1 protein-coding gene is annotated in these 20282 nt (G+C 68.5%); it reads left to right on the forward strand.

What is annotated here, in order from left to right; all coding sequences use genetic code 11:
- Positions 1-36 precede the first annotated feature (36 nt).
- Complete coding sequence (locus ACIRJT_RS38370) at positions 37-20256, forward strand: non-ribosomal peptide synthase/polyketide synthase (protein ID WP_403919159.1); 20220 nt, start codon at positions 37-39, stop codon at positions 20254-20256.
- Positions 20257-20282: the final 26 nt, after the last annotated feature.

The following is a 20282-nucleotide window of genomic DNA, read 5'->3' on the forward strand; positions in this document are numbered from 1 at the left end:
CGCCAGGACTGGAGTGGATTCCCGGACAGTGACCCGGTGCGTCGGCTGGATCCGGCGCACCCGGCGTATGTGATCTATACCTCGGGTTCGACGGGGCGGCCCAAGGGTGTGTTGGTGTCGCACAGTGGTGTGGCGAGTCTGGCCGCTGCTCAGCGGGACCGGCTGGGGGTGACCGCGGACAGTCGGGTCCTGCAGTTCTCGTCGCCGAGTTTTGATGCGGCGTTCTGGGAATTGGTGATGGTTTTCGGTAGTGGTGCGACGCTGGTTGTTCCTGGTCGGGACGGGCTGTCGGGTGAGGGGCTCGGCCGTGTGCTGGGTGAGGGTCGGGTTTCGCATGTGACGTTGCCGGCGTCGGTGTTGGCGTCGGTGCCGGTCGGTGTGGAGGAGCGGCTGCCGGATCTTGCGGTGGTGGCGTTGGCGGGTGAGGTGTGTCCGCCGAAGTTGGTGGCGCGTTGGGCTCGCGGCCGTCGGGTGGTCAATGCGTATGGGCCGACCGAGTCGACGGTGTGTGTGTCGATGAGTGGGCCGTTGTCGGCGGGTGGGCCGGTGCCGATCGGTGGGCCGGTGACCGGTACCAGGGTGTATGTGCTGGACGAAGGGCTGCGACCGGTTCCGCCGGGCGTGGAGGGTGAGTTGTATGTCTCCGGTGTGGGAGTGGCGCGCGGTTATCGGGGTCGTGCGGGTCTGACTGCTGAACGGTTTGTGGCCTGTCCCTTTGAGGCCGGTGTGCGGATGTATCGCACGGGAGATGTGGCGCGGTGGAATCACGATGGTGAGCTGGAGTTCGTGGGTCGTGCCGATGAGCAGGTGAAGATTCGCGGCTTCCGTATCGAACCGGGTGAGATCGAGGCTGTGCTGGCCGAGCATCCGGAAGTGGCGCAGGCGGTGGTGGTCGCCCGGGAGGACGCCTCGGGGGATGCGCGGCTGGTCGCCTTCGTGGTTCCCGAAGCCCCGAGCGAACAGGGGCGGAAAGAGGGCCAGGTCCGCGACTGGCAGCAGATTTACGAATCGGTCTACTCCGGCGGCACCGAGGAAGAATTCGGTGAGGATTTCACCGGTTGGAACAGTTCCTATACCGATGAGGCGATTCCGCTAACCGAGATGCGGGAGTGGCGCGACGCGGCGGTGAGGAGGATCAGAGAATTCCGTCCGCGCCGCATGCTGGAGATCGGCGTCGGCTCGGGTCTGCTGCTCGCGCATCTGGCCAAGGAATGTGAGCAGTACTGGGCGACGGATTTTTCGGCGAATGTGATCGGTCGGCTGGAGCGTCAGGTCGCGGATGCGGGTCTGGCTGACCGGGTGTGGTTGCGGTGTCAGGCCGCCGACGACACCGAGGGTCTGCCGGATGGTTATTTTGACACGATCGTGCTGAATTCGGTGGTGCAGTATTTCCCCACCGGTGACTATCTGGCGCGGGTGCTGGATGCGGTTCTTCGGCTGCTTGCTCCGGGCGGGCGCATTGTCCTGGGTGATATCCGCGATGTTCGTATGGCCCGGCAGTTCCAGGTGGCGATTCAGGTGCTGCGGTTCGGCGCGGATGCGGATTCGGCGCGGTTGGATGCGGCGGTGGAGCAGGCGCTGCGTGCGGAACCGGAGTTGTTGGTGGCGCCGGAGTTCTTTGTCGATTTCGCACGGCGTGATGACCGTCTGGGTGCGGTGGATGTGCGGTTGAAGCGGGGTGGGTATCACAATGAGCTGACGCGGTACCGCTACGAGGTGGTGTTGCATTCCGCCGACGCCGCGACCACCTCGGTCGCCGAATTGCAGGAACTCGTGTGGGGCCGGGATGTCTCCGATCTCGCGGATCTGCGGTCGCGGCTCGGCGGACCGGACACGGGCCTGCGGGTGACCGGCATTCCCAATGCCCGGCTGGCGGACGAGTGCCGAGGAGCGGTCACCGATTGCGGTGCGGTCGACACCATGGACCCGGAGGTGTTCGCCCACTGGGGCGAAGAACATGGGAAGCAGGTGGTGTTGACCGGGTCGCCGGACGGACCGGAGTGGTTCGAGGCGCTGCTGTGTCCTGCGGGGAGCCGGGCGGTGTCGGGTGCGTACCGGCCGGTGGCCGAGACGGGGCCCTGGGTGAACAATCCGGCGGGCACACACGCGGCGGGCACGTTGGCCGCCACGGCACGGGCCCATGTGGCGGGTCTGCTTCCCGGGTTCATGGTGCCGTCGGTGGTGGTGGTGCTGGACCGGTTGCCGCTGACTCCGAACGGCAAGCTGGACCGCAAGGCCCTGCCGGCTCCGGATTACGCTGTCGTCAGCGGTGGCCGGGCCCCGCGCACACCACAGGAAGAGGTGTTGTGCGGGCTGTTCGCCGAGGTGCTGGGTGTGCCGCGGGTCGGTGTCGATGACGGATTCTTCGACCTGGGCGGGCATTCGCTCCTCGTCACCCGGCTCGTCAGCCGTATCCGCAGTGTGCTGGGTGTCGAGGTGGCCATCGCGACGGTCTTCGACGCCCCCACGGTCGCGGAACTGGCCCAGCGGCTGGACGGCGACGGGCAGGTGCGCCCTGCGCTCGTCCGGATGCCGCGCCCGCACCACATCCCACTCTCCTTCGCCCAGCGCCGCCTGTGGTTCCTGCACAAACTCGAAGGCCCCTCACCCACCTACAACATGCCTTTGGTACTGCGGTTGCGGGGCTGGGTGGACCCGTCGGCGCTGCTCGACGCGCTGCGGGATGTGGTGGAGCGGCATGAGTCCCTCCGTACGGTCTTCCCCGCACAGGACGGTCGGCCGGAGCAGGTGGTGCTGGATCTCGACGACATTGAGTTGGGCTGGACGGTGCAGTCGTCGACCGAGGCGGAACTGCCTGCGGAGCTGGAGGCTGCGGCGAGTCATCCTTTCGACCTCGCCACGGACATTCCCGTTCGCGGCCGCCTGTTCGACTGCGGCGACGAGCAGGTCCTGATGATTCTCGTCCATCACATCGCCGGCGACGGCTGGTCGGTGGGGCCGCTGGCGCGCGACATCGTCACGGCATATTCGGCCCGGTGCGCCGGAGTGGTTCCGTCGTGGACCGAACTGCCCGCACAGTATGCGGATTACACGCTGTGGCAGCGTGAACTCCTGGGAGACGAATCCGACCCGGACAGTGTCTTCTCCGGGCAGGTCGACTATTGGATGGGACAGCTGGCCGGCTTGCCTGATCTGCTGAGTCTGCCAGCCGACCGTCCGCGGCCCGCCGTGTCCTCTTATCAGGGCTCGTACGTCACCTTTGCGATCGGCCGTGAGCTCCACCGGGATCTCGCCGCCTTGGCGAGCGGCAACGGTGCGACCGTTTTCATGGTGCTGCAAGCGGCAACTGCGGCATTTCTCACCCGGATGGGAGCGGGAACGGATATTGCGCTCGGTACACCGGTCGCCGGCCGTACCGACGAGGCCATGGACGATCTCGTCGGCCTCTTCGTCAACACGTTCGTGCTGCGAACCGACACCTCGAACGATCCGACTTTCCTGGAGCTGATGGCCCAGGTCCGGGAGACGAGCCTGGCCGCGTACGCGCATCAGGACGTGCCGTTCGAGTACTTGGTGGAGGTGCTCAACCCACGGCGTTCGCTGTCGCATCACCCGCTCTTCCAGGTGATGTTGGCCTTGCAGAATGCACCCTCTGCGGACTTCGAGTTGCCCGGACTTCAGGTCAGCGCCGAACAGGTGGACGTGGGAGTGTCGAAGGTCGACCTCTCACTCAATGTGGTGGAACGGCACGATGAGTCCGGCGCCCCGGCTGGGATCGACGCGCTGCTGGAATATGCGACGGATCTGTTCGACCGGTCCACGGTCGAGTCGCTGGTCGCGCGGTGGTTGCGGTTGCTGGAGCACGCGGTCTCCGACCCGGGGCGGCCGATCAGCGAGGCGGAGATTCTGCTCGAAGGTGAGCGGGACCGGCTGTTGACCGCCTGCAGCGACACCGCCCCTGAGACCCCCTTCGCCACCTTGGCGGACCTGTTCAGCGAGCGGGCGCGGTCGGTGCCGGATGCGGTGGCGGTGGTTGGCGGTGATGGGGTGTCGGTGTCGTACGGGAAGCTGAATTCCCGGGCGAACCGGCTGGCGCATCATCTCATCGAGCGGGGCGTCGGTCCTGAGCGGGTTGTGGGGGTGCTGTTGCCCCGGTCAGTCGAGATGGTGGTCGCCGTCTTGGCCGTGCTCAAGGCTGGGGGTGCGTATCTGCCGCTTGATCCGGCATACCCGGCCGAGCGCCTGGAGTTCATGCTGACCGACGCCAGGCCTCTGTTGGTGCTGGACCAGGACTTTCTCGCCGTCGACAGGAGCGCCTACCCGGCCGAGGATCCGCAAACACGCCTGGAGCCCTCGCATCCGGCCTACCTCATCTACACCTCCGGGTCCACTGGCCGTCCCAAGGGCGTACTGGTCTCCCACTCCGGGGTGGCCGCCATGGCGGCCACCCAGCGGGAGCGGATGGCGGTGAGTGCCGAGAGTCGGCTTCTCCAGGTCGCCTCCCTCAGCTTCGATGTCTCCTTCGCCGACCTGTGCACCGCATTCGTCGCGGGCGCGGCCTTGGTGCTGCCTGGCCGGGATGATACGGCGGGCGAGGCATTGCTCGGCGTACTGGCCGACCGGCGGATCACGCATGTGCAGATTCCGGTTGCGGTGCTGCGCTCGATTCCGCTCGACCGACCGGAGTCCGTGCTGCCGGACCTGGCGACCGTGGTCCTGGGCGGCGAGACGTGCACGCCGGAGCTGGCGGCCAAGTGGGCGGTAGGCGGGCGCCGGGTCATCAACGCCTATGGGCCGACCGAATCGACGGTGGTCGCCACCATGAGCGGGGCGCTGTCCGCCGATGCCCTGTCGGCCGGCGGCGTGGCGCCGATCGGCCGCCCGTTCCCCCACATCCGTGTCTACGTCCTCGATGCGCGGCTGCGCCCGGTGCCTCCGGGTGTGGCCGGTGAGTTGTATGTGTCCGGAGCCGGCCTGGCCCGAGGCTACTGGGATCGGCCGGGGCTGACCGCCGAACGCTTTGTCGCCTGCCCCTTCGAGCCAGGTGCGCGGATGTACCGCACGGGCGACCTGGTCCGCTGGAACCGCGACGGCGACCTGGAGTTCGCGGGCCGTGCCGATGAACAGGTGAAGGTGCGGGGTTTCCGTATCGAACCAGGCGAGGTGGAAGCGGTCCTGACCGGTCACCTGGCGGTGGCGCAGGCCGTGGTCGTGGCGCGGGAGGACACTCCCGGTGACACCAGGCTGGTGGCTTATGTGGTGATGGCCGGTGACGACGAGGTCGGCGGCGAAGAGCTGCGGGCCCATGTGGCGGGTCTGCTTCCCGGGTTCATGGTGCCGTCGGTGGTGGTGGTGCTGGACCGGTTGCCGCTGACTCCGAACGGCAAGCTGGACCGCAAGGCCCTGCCGGCTCCGGATTACGCTGTCGTCAGCGGTGGCCGGGCCCCGCGCACACCACAGGAAGAGGTGTTGTGCGGGCTGTTCGCCGAGGTGCTGGGTGTGCCGCGGGTCGGTGTCGATGACGGATTCTTCGACCTGGGCGGGCATTCGCTCCTCGTCACCCGGCTCGTCAGCCGTATCCGCAGCGTGCTGGGTGTCGAGGTGGCCATCGCGACGGTCTTCGACGCCCCCACGGTCGCGGAACTGGCCCAGGGGCTGGACGGTGACGGGCAGGTGCGCCCTGCGCTCGTCCGGATGCCGCGCCCGCACCACATCCCGCTCTCCTTCGCCCAGCGCCGCCTGTGGTTCCTGCACAAACTCGAAGGCCCCTCGGCCACCTACAACTCTCCTCTGGTCCTGCGACTGACCGGCCGACTGAATCAGCCGGCGCTGCGGGCGGCGCTGCTGGACGTGGTGCGGCGGCACGAGTCGCTGCGCACCGTGTTCCCGGAGCAGGACGGTGAGCCCCGGCAGTCCGTCATCGAGCACGACCGAGTACGGCTGACGTGGGAGACCCGCTCGGTCAGCGAGCAGGAGCTGCCGGGCGCCCTGGAAACCGCAGCGGGTTACGCGTTCGATCTCTCCTCGGAGATACCGGTCCGGATCTGTCTGTTCGAGTCCGGTGACGACCACGTCCTGGTGATTCTGCTGCACCACATCGCCACTGATGGCTGGTCGACGGGCCCGCTTGCCGCCGACCTCGTTGCGGCGTACGCGGCTCGCAGCGCGGGGCAGGACCCGTCGTGGGCGGAATTGCCTGTGCAGTACGCGGATTACACGCTGTGGCAGCGGGAGCTGCTCGGTGACGAGTCCGCTGCGGGCAGCGTGTTCGCCAGGCAAGTCGGTTATTGGGCGGAGCGGTTGGCGGACCTGCCCGATGTCCTGCTGCTGCCGTTGGACCGTCCGCGTCCCGCCGTGCAGTCGTATGACGGTGCCGACGTGGCCTTCGAGCTGGACGCCGAGCTTCATCGCGGCCTGCTCGGTCTGGCCCGGGATGCGGGCGCGACGGTCTTCATGGTGCTACAGGCGGGGATGGCGGCGCTGCTGACCCGACTGGGTGCGGGGACGGATATTCCGCTGGGGTCCCCGATCGCGGGTCGCACGGACGAGGCCCTGGACGATCTCGTCGGTCTGTTCCTCAACACGCTGGTGCTGCGCACGGACACCTCCGGCGACCCGAGTTTCACCACGCTGCTGGCCCGCGTCCGCGAGACGAACCTCGCGGCCTACACCCATCAGGACATACCGTTCGAGTACCTGGTGGAGACGTTGAATCCGCAGCGCTCGGCGTCACACCATCCCCTGTTCCAGGTGATGCTGACGCTGCAGAGCGTCGCCGGCGGCGATGTCGCGATGCCGGGTCTTCAGGTCAGCGAGGAACCCGTCGATGTCGAGGTGTCGAAGGTCGACCTCTCCGTCAATGTGATCGAGCGCCACGATGCGTCGGGAGCACCGGCAGGCATCCAGGGGGCGCTGAAGTACTCGACCGATCTGTTCGAACACTCCACGATGGAGTCCTTGGTCGCGCGGTGGGCGCTGCTCCTGGAACAGGTCGTGGCGAACCCGGACCGGCCCATCGGCCAGGCGGAGATCCTGCTCGAGGGTGAGCGGGACCGCGTCCTTGTGGACTGGAACGACACCGCGACGGAACTGCCCGCGCCGACGGTGGTGGAGCTGTTCGCCGCGCAGGTCCGCTCCGTGCCCGGGGCGACGGCCGTGGTCTCCGGCGCGGATTCCCTGTCGTACGGGGAGCTGAACGCCCGGGCGAATCGCCTGGCGCATTACTTGATCGAGCGCGGCGTAGGGCCGGAGCGGCTCGTAGGGGTGTCCCTGCCTCGGTCGGTCGGCATGGTGGTCGCCGTGCTCGCGGTCCTCAAGGCCGGCGGAGCCTATCTGCCCCTGGATCCCTCATACCCGGCGGACCGCCTGGAGTTCATGCTGGCCGATGCCCGGCCGCTGCTGGTGCTCGACGGTGACGTGCTGGGCCAGGACCGGAGCGCATACCCCGATACAGCCCCGGAGGGGCGGCCCGAGCCCGCGCATACGGCGTATGTGATCTATACATCGGGCTCGACCGGGCGGCCCAAGGGCACGATCATCGAGCACGGCTCCCTCGCCCACTACCTGCAGTGGTCGACGCGCCACTACCCGGGCGCCGCAACGGCGACGCTGGTTCCGTCCCCCATCTCCTTCGACCTCACGGTGACCGGCCTGTACACCACGCTGGCGCTGGGCGGCCGCGTCTACCTCGCCGACCTGGAGGATCTGCCGCCGACAGCCGATGTTCCGGTGGCGCTGCTCAAGGTCACCCCGTCGCATCTGCCGATGCTCAACGAGCTGCCCGCGGGATGGTCGCCTACGGAGACCCTGATCCTCGGCGGCGAGGCCCTCACCGGCGAGGCCCTGGAAACCTGGCGCCACCGGAACCCCGAGGCCACCGTCATCAACGTCTACGGAGCGACGGAACTGACCGTCAACTCCACTGAATACCGCCTGGAGCCCGGTACTCGGCCCCGGCCCGGAGTGCTGCCCGTCGGACGGCCCTTCTGGAACACACGGATGTACGTCCTCGACGCACAGCTGCGCCCGGTGCCTCCGGGTGTGGCTGGTGAGCTGTATGTATCCGGCGCCGGTCTCGCCCGCGGCTACTGGGATCGCGCAGGGCTCACCGCCGAACGCTTCGTGGCCTGCCCCTTCGAGCCCGGCACCCGGATGTACCGCACCGGTGATGTGCTCCGCTGGAACGCGGAGGGTGAGCTGGAATTCGCCGGGCGCGCCGACCAGCAGATCAAGGTGCGGGGTTTCCGTATCGAACCAGGCGAGGTGGAAGCGGTCCTGACCGGTCACCTGGCGGTGGCGCAGGCCGTGGTCGTGGCGCGGGAGGACACTCCCGGTGACACCAGGCTGGTGGCTTATGTGGCGATGGCCGGTGACGACGAGGTCGGCGGCGAAGAGCTGCGGGCCCATGTGGCGGGTCTGCTTCCCGGGTTCATGGTGCCGTCGGTGGTGGTGGTGCTGGACAGCTTGCCGCTGACTCCGAACGGCAAGCTGGACCGCAAGGCCCTGCCGGCTCCGGATTACGCTGTCGTCAGCGGTGGCCGGGCCCCGCGCACACCACAGGAAGAGGTGCTGTGCGGGCTGTTCGCCGAGGTGCTGGGTGTGCCGCGGGTCGGTGTCGATGACGGATTCTTCGACCTGGGCGGGCATTCGCTCCTCGTCACCCGGCTTGTCAGCCGCATCCGCAGGGACATCGGCATCGAGGTCGCGATCGCCACCGTCTTCGACGCACCCACCGTGGCGGCGCTGGCACAACGACTGAACACGGGCGGCGCAGGAGACGGCCCGGTACGTCCGCCGGTAGTGGCCGCACACCGTCCGGAGACGATTCCGCTGTCGTTCGCACAGCGCCGGCTGTGGTTCCTGCACAAGCTGGAAGGCCCCTCGCCCACCTACAATTCGCCGCTGGCACTGCGGCTGTCCGACGACGTGGACCGCGAGGCGCTGTACGCCGCCCTGCGCGATGTCATCGGTCGGCACGAAGCGCTGCGCACGGTGTTCCCCGAGCACGATGCCGAGCCCCGGCAGCTGATCCTCGCCCCGCACGCGGCGGAGCCGTCGTGGGACACCCGCACCGTCAGCGAACGGGAACTCCCGGACGCGCTCGCGGCTGCGGCCCGCTATGGTTTCGATCTGTCCACCGAGATACCGATCCGCGCCACGCTGTTCACCGTCCGGGCCGATGACCGCGACACGGCCGTGAGCGAGGACGGCACCGAGCGCGTCCTGATGGTGCTACTGCACCACATCGCCAGCGACGGATGGTCAATGGGGCCGCTGGCGCACGACATCGTCACTGCCTACACCGCCCGTTGCGCAGGCCGGGCCCCCTCGTGGACCCCGCTACCGGTGCAGTACGCGGACTACACCCTCTGGCAGCGGCAGTTGCTGGGAGAGGAGTCCGACCCGGACAGTATCTTTTCCCGGCAGGTCGCCTACTGGAGGGGGCAACTGGACCAACTCCCCGAGGTGCTGCCGCTTCCCACGGACAGAACGCGCCCGGCGACGGCCTCGTACCGGGGCTCGTACACTCCCTTTGAGTTGACCCCGGCCCTGCACCGGAGACTCGCCGCACTGGCACAGTGCGCCGACTCCACGGTGTTCATGGCGCTGCAGGCGAGTATGGCGGCGCTGCTGACCCGGCTCGGCGCGGGCACCGACATTCCGCTCGGTTCGCCGATCGCGGGTCGCACGGACGAGGCCCTGCACGATCTCGTCGGGCTGTTCCTGAACACGCTGGTACTACGTACTGACACCTCCGGCAACCCGACCTTCGAGGAACTGCTGGGCCGGGTACGGGAGACGAGCCTGGCGGCATACGAGCACCAGGACGTGCCCTTCGAGTATCTGGTGGAGGTGCTCAATCCGCAGCGGTCCACCGCACATCACCCGCTGTTCCAGGTCATGCTGGTCCTTCAGAACTCCAAGGACGCGGGCATCGAATTGTCGGGTCTGCGGATCAGCGAAGAGCTCGTCGACATGGACACCTCCAAGGTCGATCTATCGGCGAACATGGTTGAGCGGGTCGATGCGTCGGGCGCGCCGGCGGGCGTGAGCGGTGTGCTGAAGTACGCGGCCGATCTGTTCGACCATGGGACGGCCGAGTTGTTGGTGGCGCGCTGGATCGGGCTGCTGGAACAGGTGGCGGCTGATCCGACGCTGCGGATCGGCGCGGTGGAGGTGCTGCTCGAAGGCGAGCGGGACCGGCTGCTGCTGGAGTGGAACGACACCGCGAGCGGGCTGGCGACGCCGTCGGTGGTGGAGTTGTTCACCGAGCGGGCGGCCTTGGTACCGGATGCGGTGGCGGTGGTCTGTGGCGAGGAGTCGCTCTCGTACGAGGCATTGAATGCGCGGGCGAACCGACTGGCGCACTTCCTGATCGAGCGGGGCGTGGGTCCGGAGCGGATCGTGGGGGTGCTGCTGCCTCGGTCCGTGGAGATGGTCGTGGCGGTGCTCGCCGTCCTCAAGGCCGGCGGCGCATACTTGCCACTCGACCCGGCGTATCCGGACGACCGCCTCTCCTTCATGCTGGACGACGCCCGACCCCTGCTCGTACTCGACGAGGAACTGCTGAGCGAAGACCTCGGTGACCGGCCGGACAGCAATCCGCATCCGCGACTCGACCCGTTCCAGACGGCGTATCTGATCTATACGTCGGGTTCGACGGGGCGGCCGAAGGGGGTGGTGGCCGAGCACGGCGCGCTGGCCAACTATCTCGCCTGGTCAACGCGGCATTATCCGGCGGCCGGGGCGGCGACGCTGGTGTCTTCCCCGCTGTCCTTCGATCTGACGGTGACGGGCCTGTATACGACGCTGGCACTGGGCGGCTGTGTGTACCTGGCCGACCTGGAGGAGCAGCCGGCGACGTCCGCACGACCGGTGGCGCTGCTCAAGGCGACCCCGTCGCACCTTCCGCTGCTGGAGCGGTTGCCCGACCCGTGGGCGCCGTCCGACACCTTGATCTTGGGCGGTGAGGCGCTGACCGGCGAAGCCCTTGCCCCGTGGCGAAGCCGGAATCGCCAGGTGCGGGTGATCAATGTGTACGGCCCGACGGAGCTGACCGTCAACTGCACACAGTTCGAGCTGCCGTCGGGCGCCGAGGTGCCGACGGGTGCGGTGCCGATCGGGCGGCCGTTCTGGAACACGCGGGTGTACGTCCTCGACGAGGGGCTGCATCCCGTACCCGCGGGAGTGACCGGTGAGCTGTATGTCTCAGGCGCGGGTCTGGCCCGCGGATACTGGGACCGCTCGGGGCTTACCGCAGAACGCTTTGTGGCCTGCCCCTTCGAGCCCGGTGCGCGGATGTATCGCACCGGGGACGCGGTCCGCTGGAACCACGAAGGCAATCTCGAGTTCGTGGGCCGCGCTGACGACCAGGTGAAGGTGCGCGGATATCGCATCGAGCCCGGCGAGATCACGCAGGTGCTGGCCGGACATCCCGGTGTGGCCCAGGCTGCCGTGGTCGTACGGGAGGACCGCACCGGAGACGCCCGGCTCACTGCCTACGTCGTCCCCGCGCACAGCGATGACCGGACCGACCCGGAGGCGCTGCGCGTCTACGCCGCGGCCTCTCTTCCTTCCTACATGGTGCCCTCGGCAGTCGTCGAGCTCGACCGGCTGCCACTGACCCGGCACGGCAAACTGGACCGCAAAGCCCTGCCTGCTCCCGATTACGGCGTGCTCAGCGGCGGGCGATCCCCGCGCAATCCTCAGGAAGAGGTGCTGTGCGCTCTGTTCGCTGAGGTGCTGGGTGTGCCGACGGTCGGTGTCGACGACGGATTCTTCGATCGGGGCGGTCACTCGCTGCTGGTGACCCGGCTCGTCGGCCGGATCCGTAGCGTTCTGGGTGTCGAGGTGGCCATCGCCACCATCTTCGACGTCCCGACCGTGGCGGAGCTGGCCCTGCGACTGGACCGGGCGGCGCCGGCGCGTCCCGCACTGGTGCCTGTGCCGCGCCCGGATCGTATCCCGCTGTCGTTTGCACAGCGCCGGCTGTGGTTCCTGCACAAGCTGGAGGGCCCTTCGGCCACGTACAACCTGCCGATGGCACTGCGGCTGCCCGGCGAGGTGGACCATGTGGCGCTGCAGGCCGCGCTGCGTGATGTCGTGGCGCGGCACGAATCGCTGCGTACGGTCTTCCCCGAGCGGGACGGCGAGCCCGAACAGGTGGTGCTGGACCGTGAAGAGTTCCCGCTGAGTTGGGAGGTCGTGGAGGTCGAGGCGGCACGCAGGGAAGAGACCGTGCAGAAGCTGGCCGATCACCGCTTCGACCTTCTCACCGGGCTGCCGGTGCGCGCCTGGCTCCTGCCGCCGCTCCGGCACGGCACGGACCGCGCCGCCACCGACGAGGACGACGCCCTGCTGGTTGTGTTGCTTCACCACATCGCCGGTGACGGCTCGTCGCGGGCGCCGCTCATGCGCGACCTCGGTGATGCGTATCAGGCGAGGCTGGAGGGACGGCCGCCGGAGTGGGCGCCGCTGCCTGTGCAATACGTGGATTACTCGATCTGGCAGCACCATCTGTTCGGCCGGATCGACGATCCGGACAGCATCGTGTCCGCGCAACTGACGTACTGGACGGACGCTCTCGACGGCATCCCCGCACAGCTTGAGCTGCCCACGGACCGCCCCCGTCCCGCCGTTGCCGACTACCGGGGCGCCGGTGTGACGTGGGCCCTGGACGCCGAGCTGCATGCAGGGTTGGCCGATCTGGCGAAGAAGACGGGGACCACCCTGTTCATGGTCCTGCAGGCCGCCTTTGCCGCGCTGCTGACGCGCCTCGGCGCGGGGACCGACATCCCGCTCGGCACGCCCATCGCAGGCCGTACCGATGACGCCCTGCGCCCGCTCGTCGGGTTCTTCGTCAACACCCTGGTGCTGCGGACGGACACCGGCGGAAACCCCCGGTTCGACGAACTCCTCGCCCGGGTCCGGGCCACCACGCTGGACGCCTACGCCAACCAGGACTTGCCCTTCGAGTACCTCGTGGAGGCGATCAACCCCGCTCGCTCCCTGTCCAGCAACGCCTTGTTCCAGGTGATGTTCGCGCTGCAGAACGTCGACTACCCCGCGAGGTGGGTGCATGATCTCGAGGCCACCCCGCACCAGGTCGAGCGCGTGAGCGCCAAGTTCGACATGTTCGTGAGTCTGGTGGAGACGCAGACCGAAGCGGGATCGCCCGACGGCCTGCTCGGCCGGATCGAGTACGCCACGGAGCTGTTCGACCGCGAGACCATCGAGTGCATCGCGGTGTGGTACCGGAATCTGCTGTGCGCCGTGGTCCGCGATCCGCTCGTACGCATCGCGGAGGCAGGGCTGCTGTCCGCCGAGGAGTACGGCGAACTGGTCGAGTCTCGCAACGCGACCGCCGTACCGCTGTCCGCGCAGTGGCCGCACGAGAAGATCGCGCGACAGGCGGCACTGACACCGGATGCGTCGGCCGTCAGCTGTGAGCACGCGGAACTCACCTACCGTCAGCTCGACGAGCGGGCCAACCGTCTCGCCCGGCACCTGGCCAACCAGGGCATCGGCGCGGAGACGGTCGTGGCCCTGGCGCTGCCGAGAACGGCGGACATGGTCGTGTCCATGCTCGCCGTCCTCAAGGCGGGGGCGACGTATCTGCCGATGGACCCCGGCCACCCCGCCGACCGGCTGGCGTTCCTGCTCGAGGACGCGGCTCCGGCGGTGGTGATCACCACCGCGGTGGCGGGAGAGCGGCTGCCGGCGTCCGGTGTGCCCCGTGTCGTACTCGGCGACCCCGCCGTGGAACGGGAGCTGGGCACACTCGACGCGTCCGACCCGAACCTGCCGGTCCATGCGGACAACGCCGCCTACGTCATCTACACATCCGGTTCTACCGGACGGCCCAAGGGTGTGGTGATCTCCTACGCGAGCATCACCAACTTCCTCGATGGGCTCGGCACCCGCATCCCGTTCACCGGGCAGGACCGCATGGTCGCGGCGACCACCCTCGCCTTCGACATCGCCGCCGTCGAGATCTATGTACCGCTCCTCAACGGCGGCAGCGTGGTGATCGCCCCCTCGGCCGTCACCAAGGATCCCGCCGCACTCTCGGCACTCGTGGCCGAGCGCGGGGCGACCGTCCTTCAGGCCACGCCTTCGGTGTACCGGTCGATGGTGACCGCCGCACCCGAGGGCCTGGCCGGTGTACGGCTGCTCGTCGGTGGCGAGGCGCTGTCGAGCAGCCTGGCCGCAGCGCTGTGCGCGGCGGGCTGCGAGCTCATCAACCTCTACGGCCCGACCGAGACCACGGTGTGGAACACGCTGGGCGCGGTGGAGAGCGGCGAGCATACCCCATGGATCGGCACGCCCATGCCGAACGTCCGCGTCTACGTCCTGGACCCGCACCTGCGGCCCGTTCCGCCGGGCGTGGCCGGAGAGCTGTACGTCGCCGGCGTCGCCCTGGCACGCGGCTACCTCCGTCGCCCCGCCCTCACGGCCGAACGCTTTGTCGCGAATCCGTTCGGGGGGCCCGGCGCCCGGCTGTACCGCACCGGAGACCTGGTGCGCTGGCGCCGCGACGGCGGCCTCGACTTCGTCGGCCGAGCCGACGACCAGGTCAAGATGCGGGGTTTCCGGATCGAACTGGGCGAGGTCGAGGCCGCCCTCTCCCAGCAGGAGGGCGTGGCGGAGGCCGCCGTGCTCGTCCGCGACGACGGCAACGGCGACCAGAAACTCGTCGGCTATGTGGTGCCCGGCCGGGAGTGGGCCGCCGCCGGCGACGCCCAGGAGGAGGCCCGGCAGATCGAGTCGTGGCAGGAGGTGTACGAGTCCCAGTACCGCGACCAGCTGGCGAACGACGGCTTCTGGGAGGACTTCGGGATCTGGCGCAGCAGCTACGACGGCACCGCGATCCCGCTCGCCGAAATGGAGGCGTGGCGCAGCTCCGCCGTCGAACGAATCCTGGAGCTCGAACCCAGGCGCGTACTGGAGATCGGCGTCGGAAACGGTCTGATCCTGTCGCAGGTGGCACCCCACTGCGAGACGTACTGGGGCACGGACTTCTCCCCGTCGGCGATCGACGCGCTGCGCGGACGCCTTGCCGCCCTCGGAGACCTGGACACGACGGTCGAACTGCGTGCCCAGCCCGCCGATGACGACTCCGGCCTTCCTCGGGAGTATTTCGACACGATCGTCATCAACTCGGTCGTCCAGTACTTCCCGCACTCCCAGTACCTCGTCGAGGTGATCCGCACGTGCCTGGACCTCCTGGCACCGGGCGGGTCGCTCTACCTGGGTGACATCCGGAACCTGCGTCTGCTGCGCTCCCTGCACAGCGGTGTCGCCGGCCACGGGCTCACCGCCCGCGTCGACATGGGCGCCATCCGCGCGGCCATCGAGCAGAAGGTCACCGGGGAAGAGGAGCTGCTGCTCTCCCCGGACTTCTTCGTCGGCCTCGGGTCGGGCCTCGATCAGATCGGCGGCGTCGACATCAGGCTGAAGCGCGGCGCGTACGCGAACGAGCTGTCCCGCTACCGCTACGACGTCGTCCTCTGCAAGGCACCACTGGTTCCGCTGGCGGTCGACTCCTTGCCGGAGATCACCTGGTCCGAGCCGGGCGAGGACCTCCTCGAGGGCATCCGGGAGGCGCTGCGCACCCACCCGACGGGCGTCCGCTGCAACGACATCCCCAACGGTCGGCTGCTCGCCGACTACGGCGCGATGAGGGAAATACGGGCCGGGAGCACCGCAAGCCGGGTGCTGGACCGGATCGACCAGGTCGGCACCGCTGGTCTGGACCCCGAAGCCTGCCACGAAGTGGCTTTCGCGCAGGGATTCCGCGCGGTGGCGACTTGGGCGAAGTCGGGACGCGACGACCGCTTCGATGCGGTCTTCCTCCCCTCGGGGGCGACGCAGCCGGTGGCCGCCTATCGCAGCGGCGAGATAACCCTTGGCGGCGATTCGGCCGTACACCACGACAGGCTGGCCAACCAGCCCGCGGCCACTCACCGGCTACGGGGCCTGAACGAGGAGCTGCGCGCCCGGCTGAGTCAGTGGCTGCCGGAGTACATGGTGCCCGCGGCCTTCGTGCTGCTGGATGAGCTGCCCCTGAGCCCCATCGGCAAGCTGGACCGCAAGGCGCTGCCGGCGCCGGACTACGCCCTGTTCAGAGGCGGCCGCGCACCGCGCACCCCGCGGGAGCAGGCGCTGTGCGGGCTGTTCTCCGAGGTCCTGGGCCTGCCCGAGGTCGGCATCGACGACAGCTTTTTCGATCTCGGCGGCCACTCACTGCTCGCCACCCGGCTGGCCAGCCGGGTGCGTACCACGCTCGGTGTGGAACTGCCCATCGCCGTGGTGTTCGAGACGCCGACCGTCGCCGGACTGGCCCGGCGTCTGGACGACGGCGGCGACCGGGCGCGCCCGGCTCTGGTGCCGATGGCCCGTCCGGACGAGGTGCCCCTGTCCTTCGCCCAGCGCCGGCTGTGGTTCCTGCACAAGCTGGACGGGCCGTCGTCCGCGTACAACATGCCGCTGGCTCTGCGCCTGTCCGGCGGAGTGCACCACGAGGCGCTGCGAGCCGCGCTGCGGGATGTGGTGGACCGCCATGAATCCCTACGCACAGTGTTCCCCGAGGTCGACGGCTTGCCGCACCAGAAGATCGTGACCGCCGACGAACTGACCTGGGAAACCCGCTCGGTCAGCGCCGACGAGCTGCCGCGGGAGGTGGCGAGGGCCGCGCGGTACGACTTCGAACTGGCCGTCGAGCCGCCCATCCGGGCCTGGCTGTTCGACTGCGGCGGCGACGAGTGCGTGCTGCTCATCCTGCTGCACCACATCGCCGGTGACGGATGGTCCACCGGACCGCTGATGCGGGACCTGGCCACCGCCTACACCGCCCGCAGCGAAGGCCACGCCCCTCGATGGCCGGCACTTGCCGTCCAGTACGTGGACTACACGCTGTGGCAGCGCGAACTGCTGGGGGAGGAGTCCGACCCGGACAGCGTCTTCGCCCAGCAAGTCGGCTACTGGACCGAACAACTGGCCGCACTTCCCGCCAGGTTGACGCTACCCGCGGACCGGCAGCGCCCCGCTGTACAGTCGTACGAGGGTGCCGGCCTGCCCTTCGCCTTCACCCCGGAACTGCACCGGTCACTGGCAGGTCTGGCCCGGGAGTCGGGCGCGACCGTCTTCATGGTGCTGCAGGCCGGAATGGCGACGCTGCTGACCCGACTGGGGGCGGGTACCGACATTCCGCTGGGATCCCCGATCGCGGGCCGCACGGATGAGGCCCTGGACGACCTCGTCGGATTCTTCGTCAACACGCTGGTGCTCCGTACGGACACCTCCGGCGACCCGAGCTTCCAGGAATTGCTGGCGCGGGTCCGCCGGACGAGCCTGGACGCCTACGCCCACCAGGATGTGCCGTTCGAGTATCTGGTGGAGGCGCTCAACCCCGAGCGTTCCGCATCGCATCATCCGCTGTTCCAGGTGATGCTGGTGCTGCAGAATGCATCGGGCAGCGCCGTCGGCCTGCCGGGTCTGGATGTACGGGAAGAGCCGGTCGGTCTGGACACGTCGAAGGTCGATCTCTCGGCCCACATGGTCGAACATCATGATGAGTCAGGCGGCCCGGCCGGCGTGAGCGGTGTGCTGAAGTACGCGACGGACCTGTTCGACCGGATCACGGCCGAGACTCTGGTGGCGCGCTGGACGCGCCTGCTGGAGCAGGTCGTCGCGCGGCCGGACCGGCCGATCGGCGAGGCGGAGGTGCTGCTCGACGGGGAGCGCACGCAGCTCCTGCGGGAGTGGAACGACACCGCGGCCGAGCTGCCCGCGCCCACCGTGGTGGATTTGTTCACCGAGCGGGCCCATGCGACGCCGGATGCGGTGGCGGTGGTCTGCCGCGAGCAGTCGCTGTCGTACGGGGAGCTGAACGCTCGCGCGAACCGGCTGGCCCACTACCTGATCGAGCGGGGCGTGGGGCCGGAGCGCATCGTGGGGGTGTCGCTGCCCCGGTCCGTGGAGATGGTGATCGCGGTGCTGGCCGTCCTCAAGGCCGGCGGCGCATATCTGCCGCTGGACCCGGCACATCCGGCCGATCGTCTCGCCTTCATGCTGGCCGATGCCCAGCCCCTGCTGGTGCTCGACGGGCAGACGATGTCCCGGGAATGGACGGGCCACCCCGACTACGACCCGGTGCCGAGCCTCGACCCCTCGCACCCGGTGTACCTGATCTACACCTCGGGTTCGACGGGCCACCCCAAGGGCGTCATCGTCGAGCACGGCGCACTGGCCGACTACCTGAGCTGGTCCACCCGGCATTACACGGCGGCGAGGGCCGCGACGCTGGTCCCGTCCCCGATGTCGTTCGACCTCACGGTGACCGGCCTGTACACCACTCTGGCGCTCGGCGGCCGCGTCCACCTGGCAGACCTGGATGACCTGCCCCCGACCGGTGACGTTCCGGTTACGCTCCTCAAAGTCACCCCCTCGCACCTTTCCCTGCTCACCGGGCTCTCTGCGGGATGGTCGCCGACCGACACCCTGATCCTCGGTGGCGAGGCCCTCACCGGCGAAGCCGTTGAGAATTGGCGGAACCAGAACCCCCGGGCAGAGATCATCAACGCGTACGGCCCGACGGAACTGACCGTCAACTGCACGCAGTACGCGATCCCCCCGGGCAGGCGACTCCCGGCCGGCCCCGTCCTCATAGGCCGCCCCTTCTGGAACACCCGGGTGTATGTGCTCGACGAGGCGTTGCGCCCGGTTCCTACGGGTGTCGCGGGCGAGTTGTACGTCTCCGGTACGGGTCTGGCACGCGGCTACCACGGGCGTTCGGGTCTGACCGCGGAGCGGTTTGTGGCGTGTCCCTTCGAGCCGGGCGCGCGGATGTACCGGACCGGTGACCTGGTGCGGTGGAACCGCGATGGCGACCTGGAGTTCGCGGGGCGCGCGGACGAGCAGGTCAAGGTGCGCGGCCACCGCATCGAGCCCGGAGAGGTAGAGGCCGTGCTGGCCGGGCACCCCGATGTGGCGCAGGCAGTCGTGGTGGCACGGGAGGACGTACCGGGCGACACTCGGCTCGTGGGCTATGTGGTGCCCGAGGACCGCGTCGATCCCCGCCCCGGCGAACTGCGCGACCACGCGGCGGAACGCCTGCCGGAGTACATGGTTCCTTCGACCGTGATGACGCTCGAAGCGCTCCCCCTGACCCCGAACGGGAAACTGGACCGCGATGCCCTGCCGGCCCCGGACTACACCACCCGACTCCGGAACCGGGCGCCGAGGACACCGCAGGAAGAAGTGCTGTGCGATCTGTTCGCCGAGGTGCTGAACGTGCCACAGGCCGGAATCGGGGACGGCTTCTTCGACCTGGGCGGACACTCCCTCCTGGCGGCCCGGCTGGTCAGCCGGATACGCGAGGTGTTGGGCGTGGAACTGCCCATTCGCGCAGTGTTCGAGTGCCCCACCGTGGCAGCGCTGGCCCGGCGGATGGATCTGGGTGAGGAGGAGGAAAGCCTGGATGTCCTGCTGCCCCTGCGCACGCACGGACGGCAGCGCCCCCTTTTCTGCATCCACCCGGTGAGCGGGTTGAGCTGGTCCTATTCGAGGCTCCTGACGCACCTCTCGCCGGAGATTCCGGTTTACGGACTGCAGGCCCGCGGCATGCGGCGCCAGGAACCGCTCCCGGAATCCCTGGACGACATGGCTGAGGACTATGTCCAGCGGATCCTCCGACTGCAACCGGAAGGCCCGTACTTCCTTCTCGGTTGGTCCTTCGGTGGCCTCTTGGCCCACACCATCGCGGCGCTCCTGGAGCGCCGTGGAAAGCGGATCGCGCTGCTGGTACTCCTCGACGCCTACCCAAGGAAGGAGATTAATGCGGCAGAAGTGGAGGAGATCGCTTCTAAGATCGACATGCCGACCATGTACCGCGGTATTCTTGAAGGCTTCGACGTCCACGTCGACGAGGTTGAAGCGAAAGCGCTGAGCCATGACCGTGTCGCGGAAATCCTTCGGAAGAAGAATTCGGTGCTCGCCGGGCTCAAGGAGTCCGAATTGCGGACACTGGCCGACGTCCTGATCAACAACGTTCGTATCCGCAATCAGGTCGAAAGTCACGTCGTATCCGCGGAAACGCTCATCGTTGCGGCCGGTGAGGGATCGGACAACCCGCTCACCAAGAGCATGTGGAGCGAGCACATCACCGGAGGAATCGACTTCCATAAGGTCAGTGCCCGGCATTCTCAGATGCTGAACCAGGGGCCGCTGGAAGAAATTGGTCCCATAGTGGCGGACAGGCTGCGGCGCATTATGCCCCAATCGGCCGGACGCTAGAGAGTAAGACCCGAACAATCAGATTA

The sequence above is a fragment of the Streptomyces sp. NPDC102283 genome (assembly GCF_044766265.1).
In the GTDB taxonomy this organism is placed as follows: Bacteria; Actinomycetota; Actinomycetes; order Streptomycetales; family Streptomycetaceae; genus Streptomyces.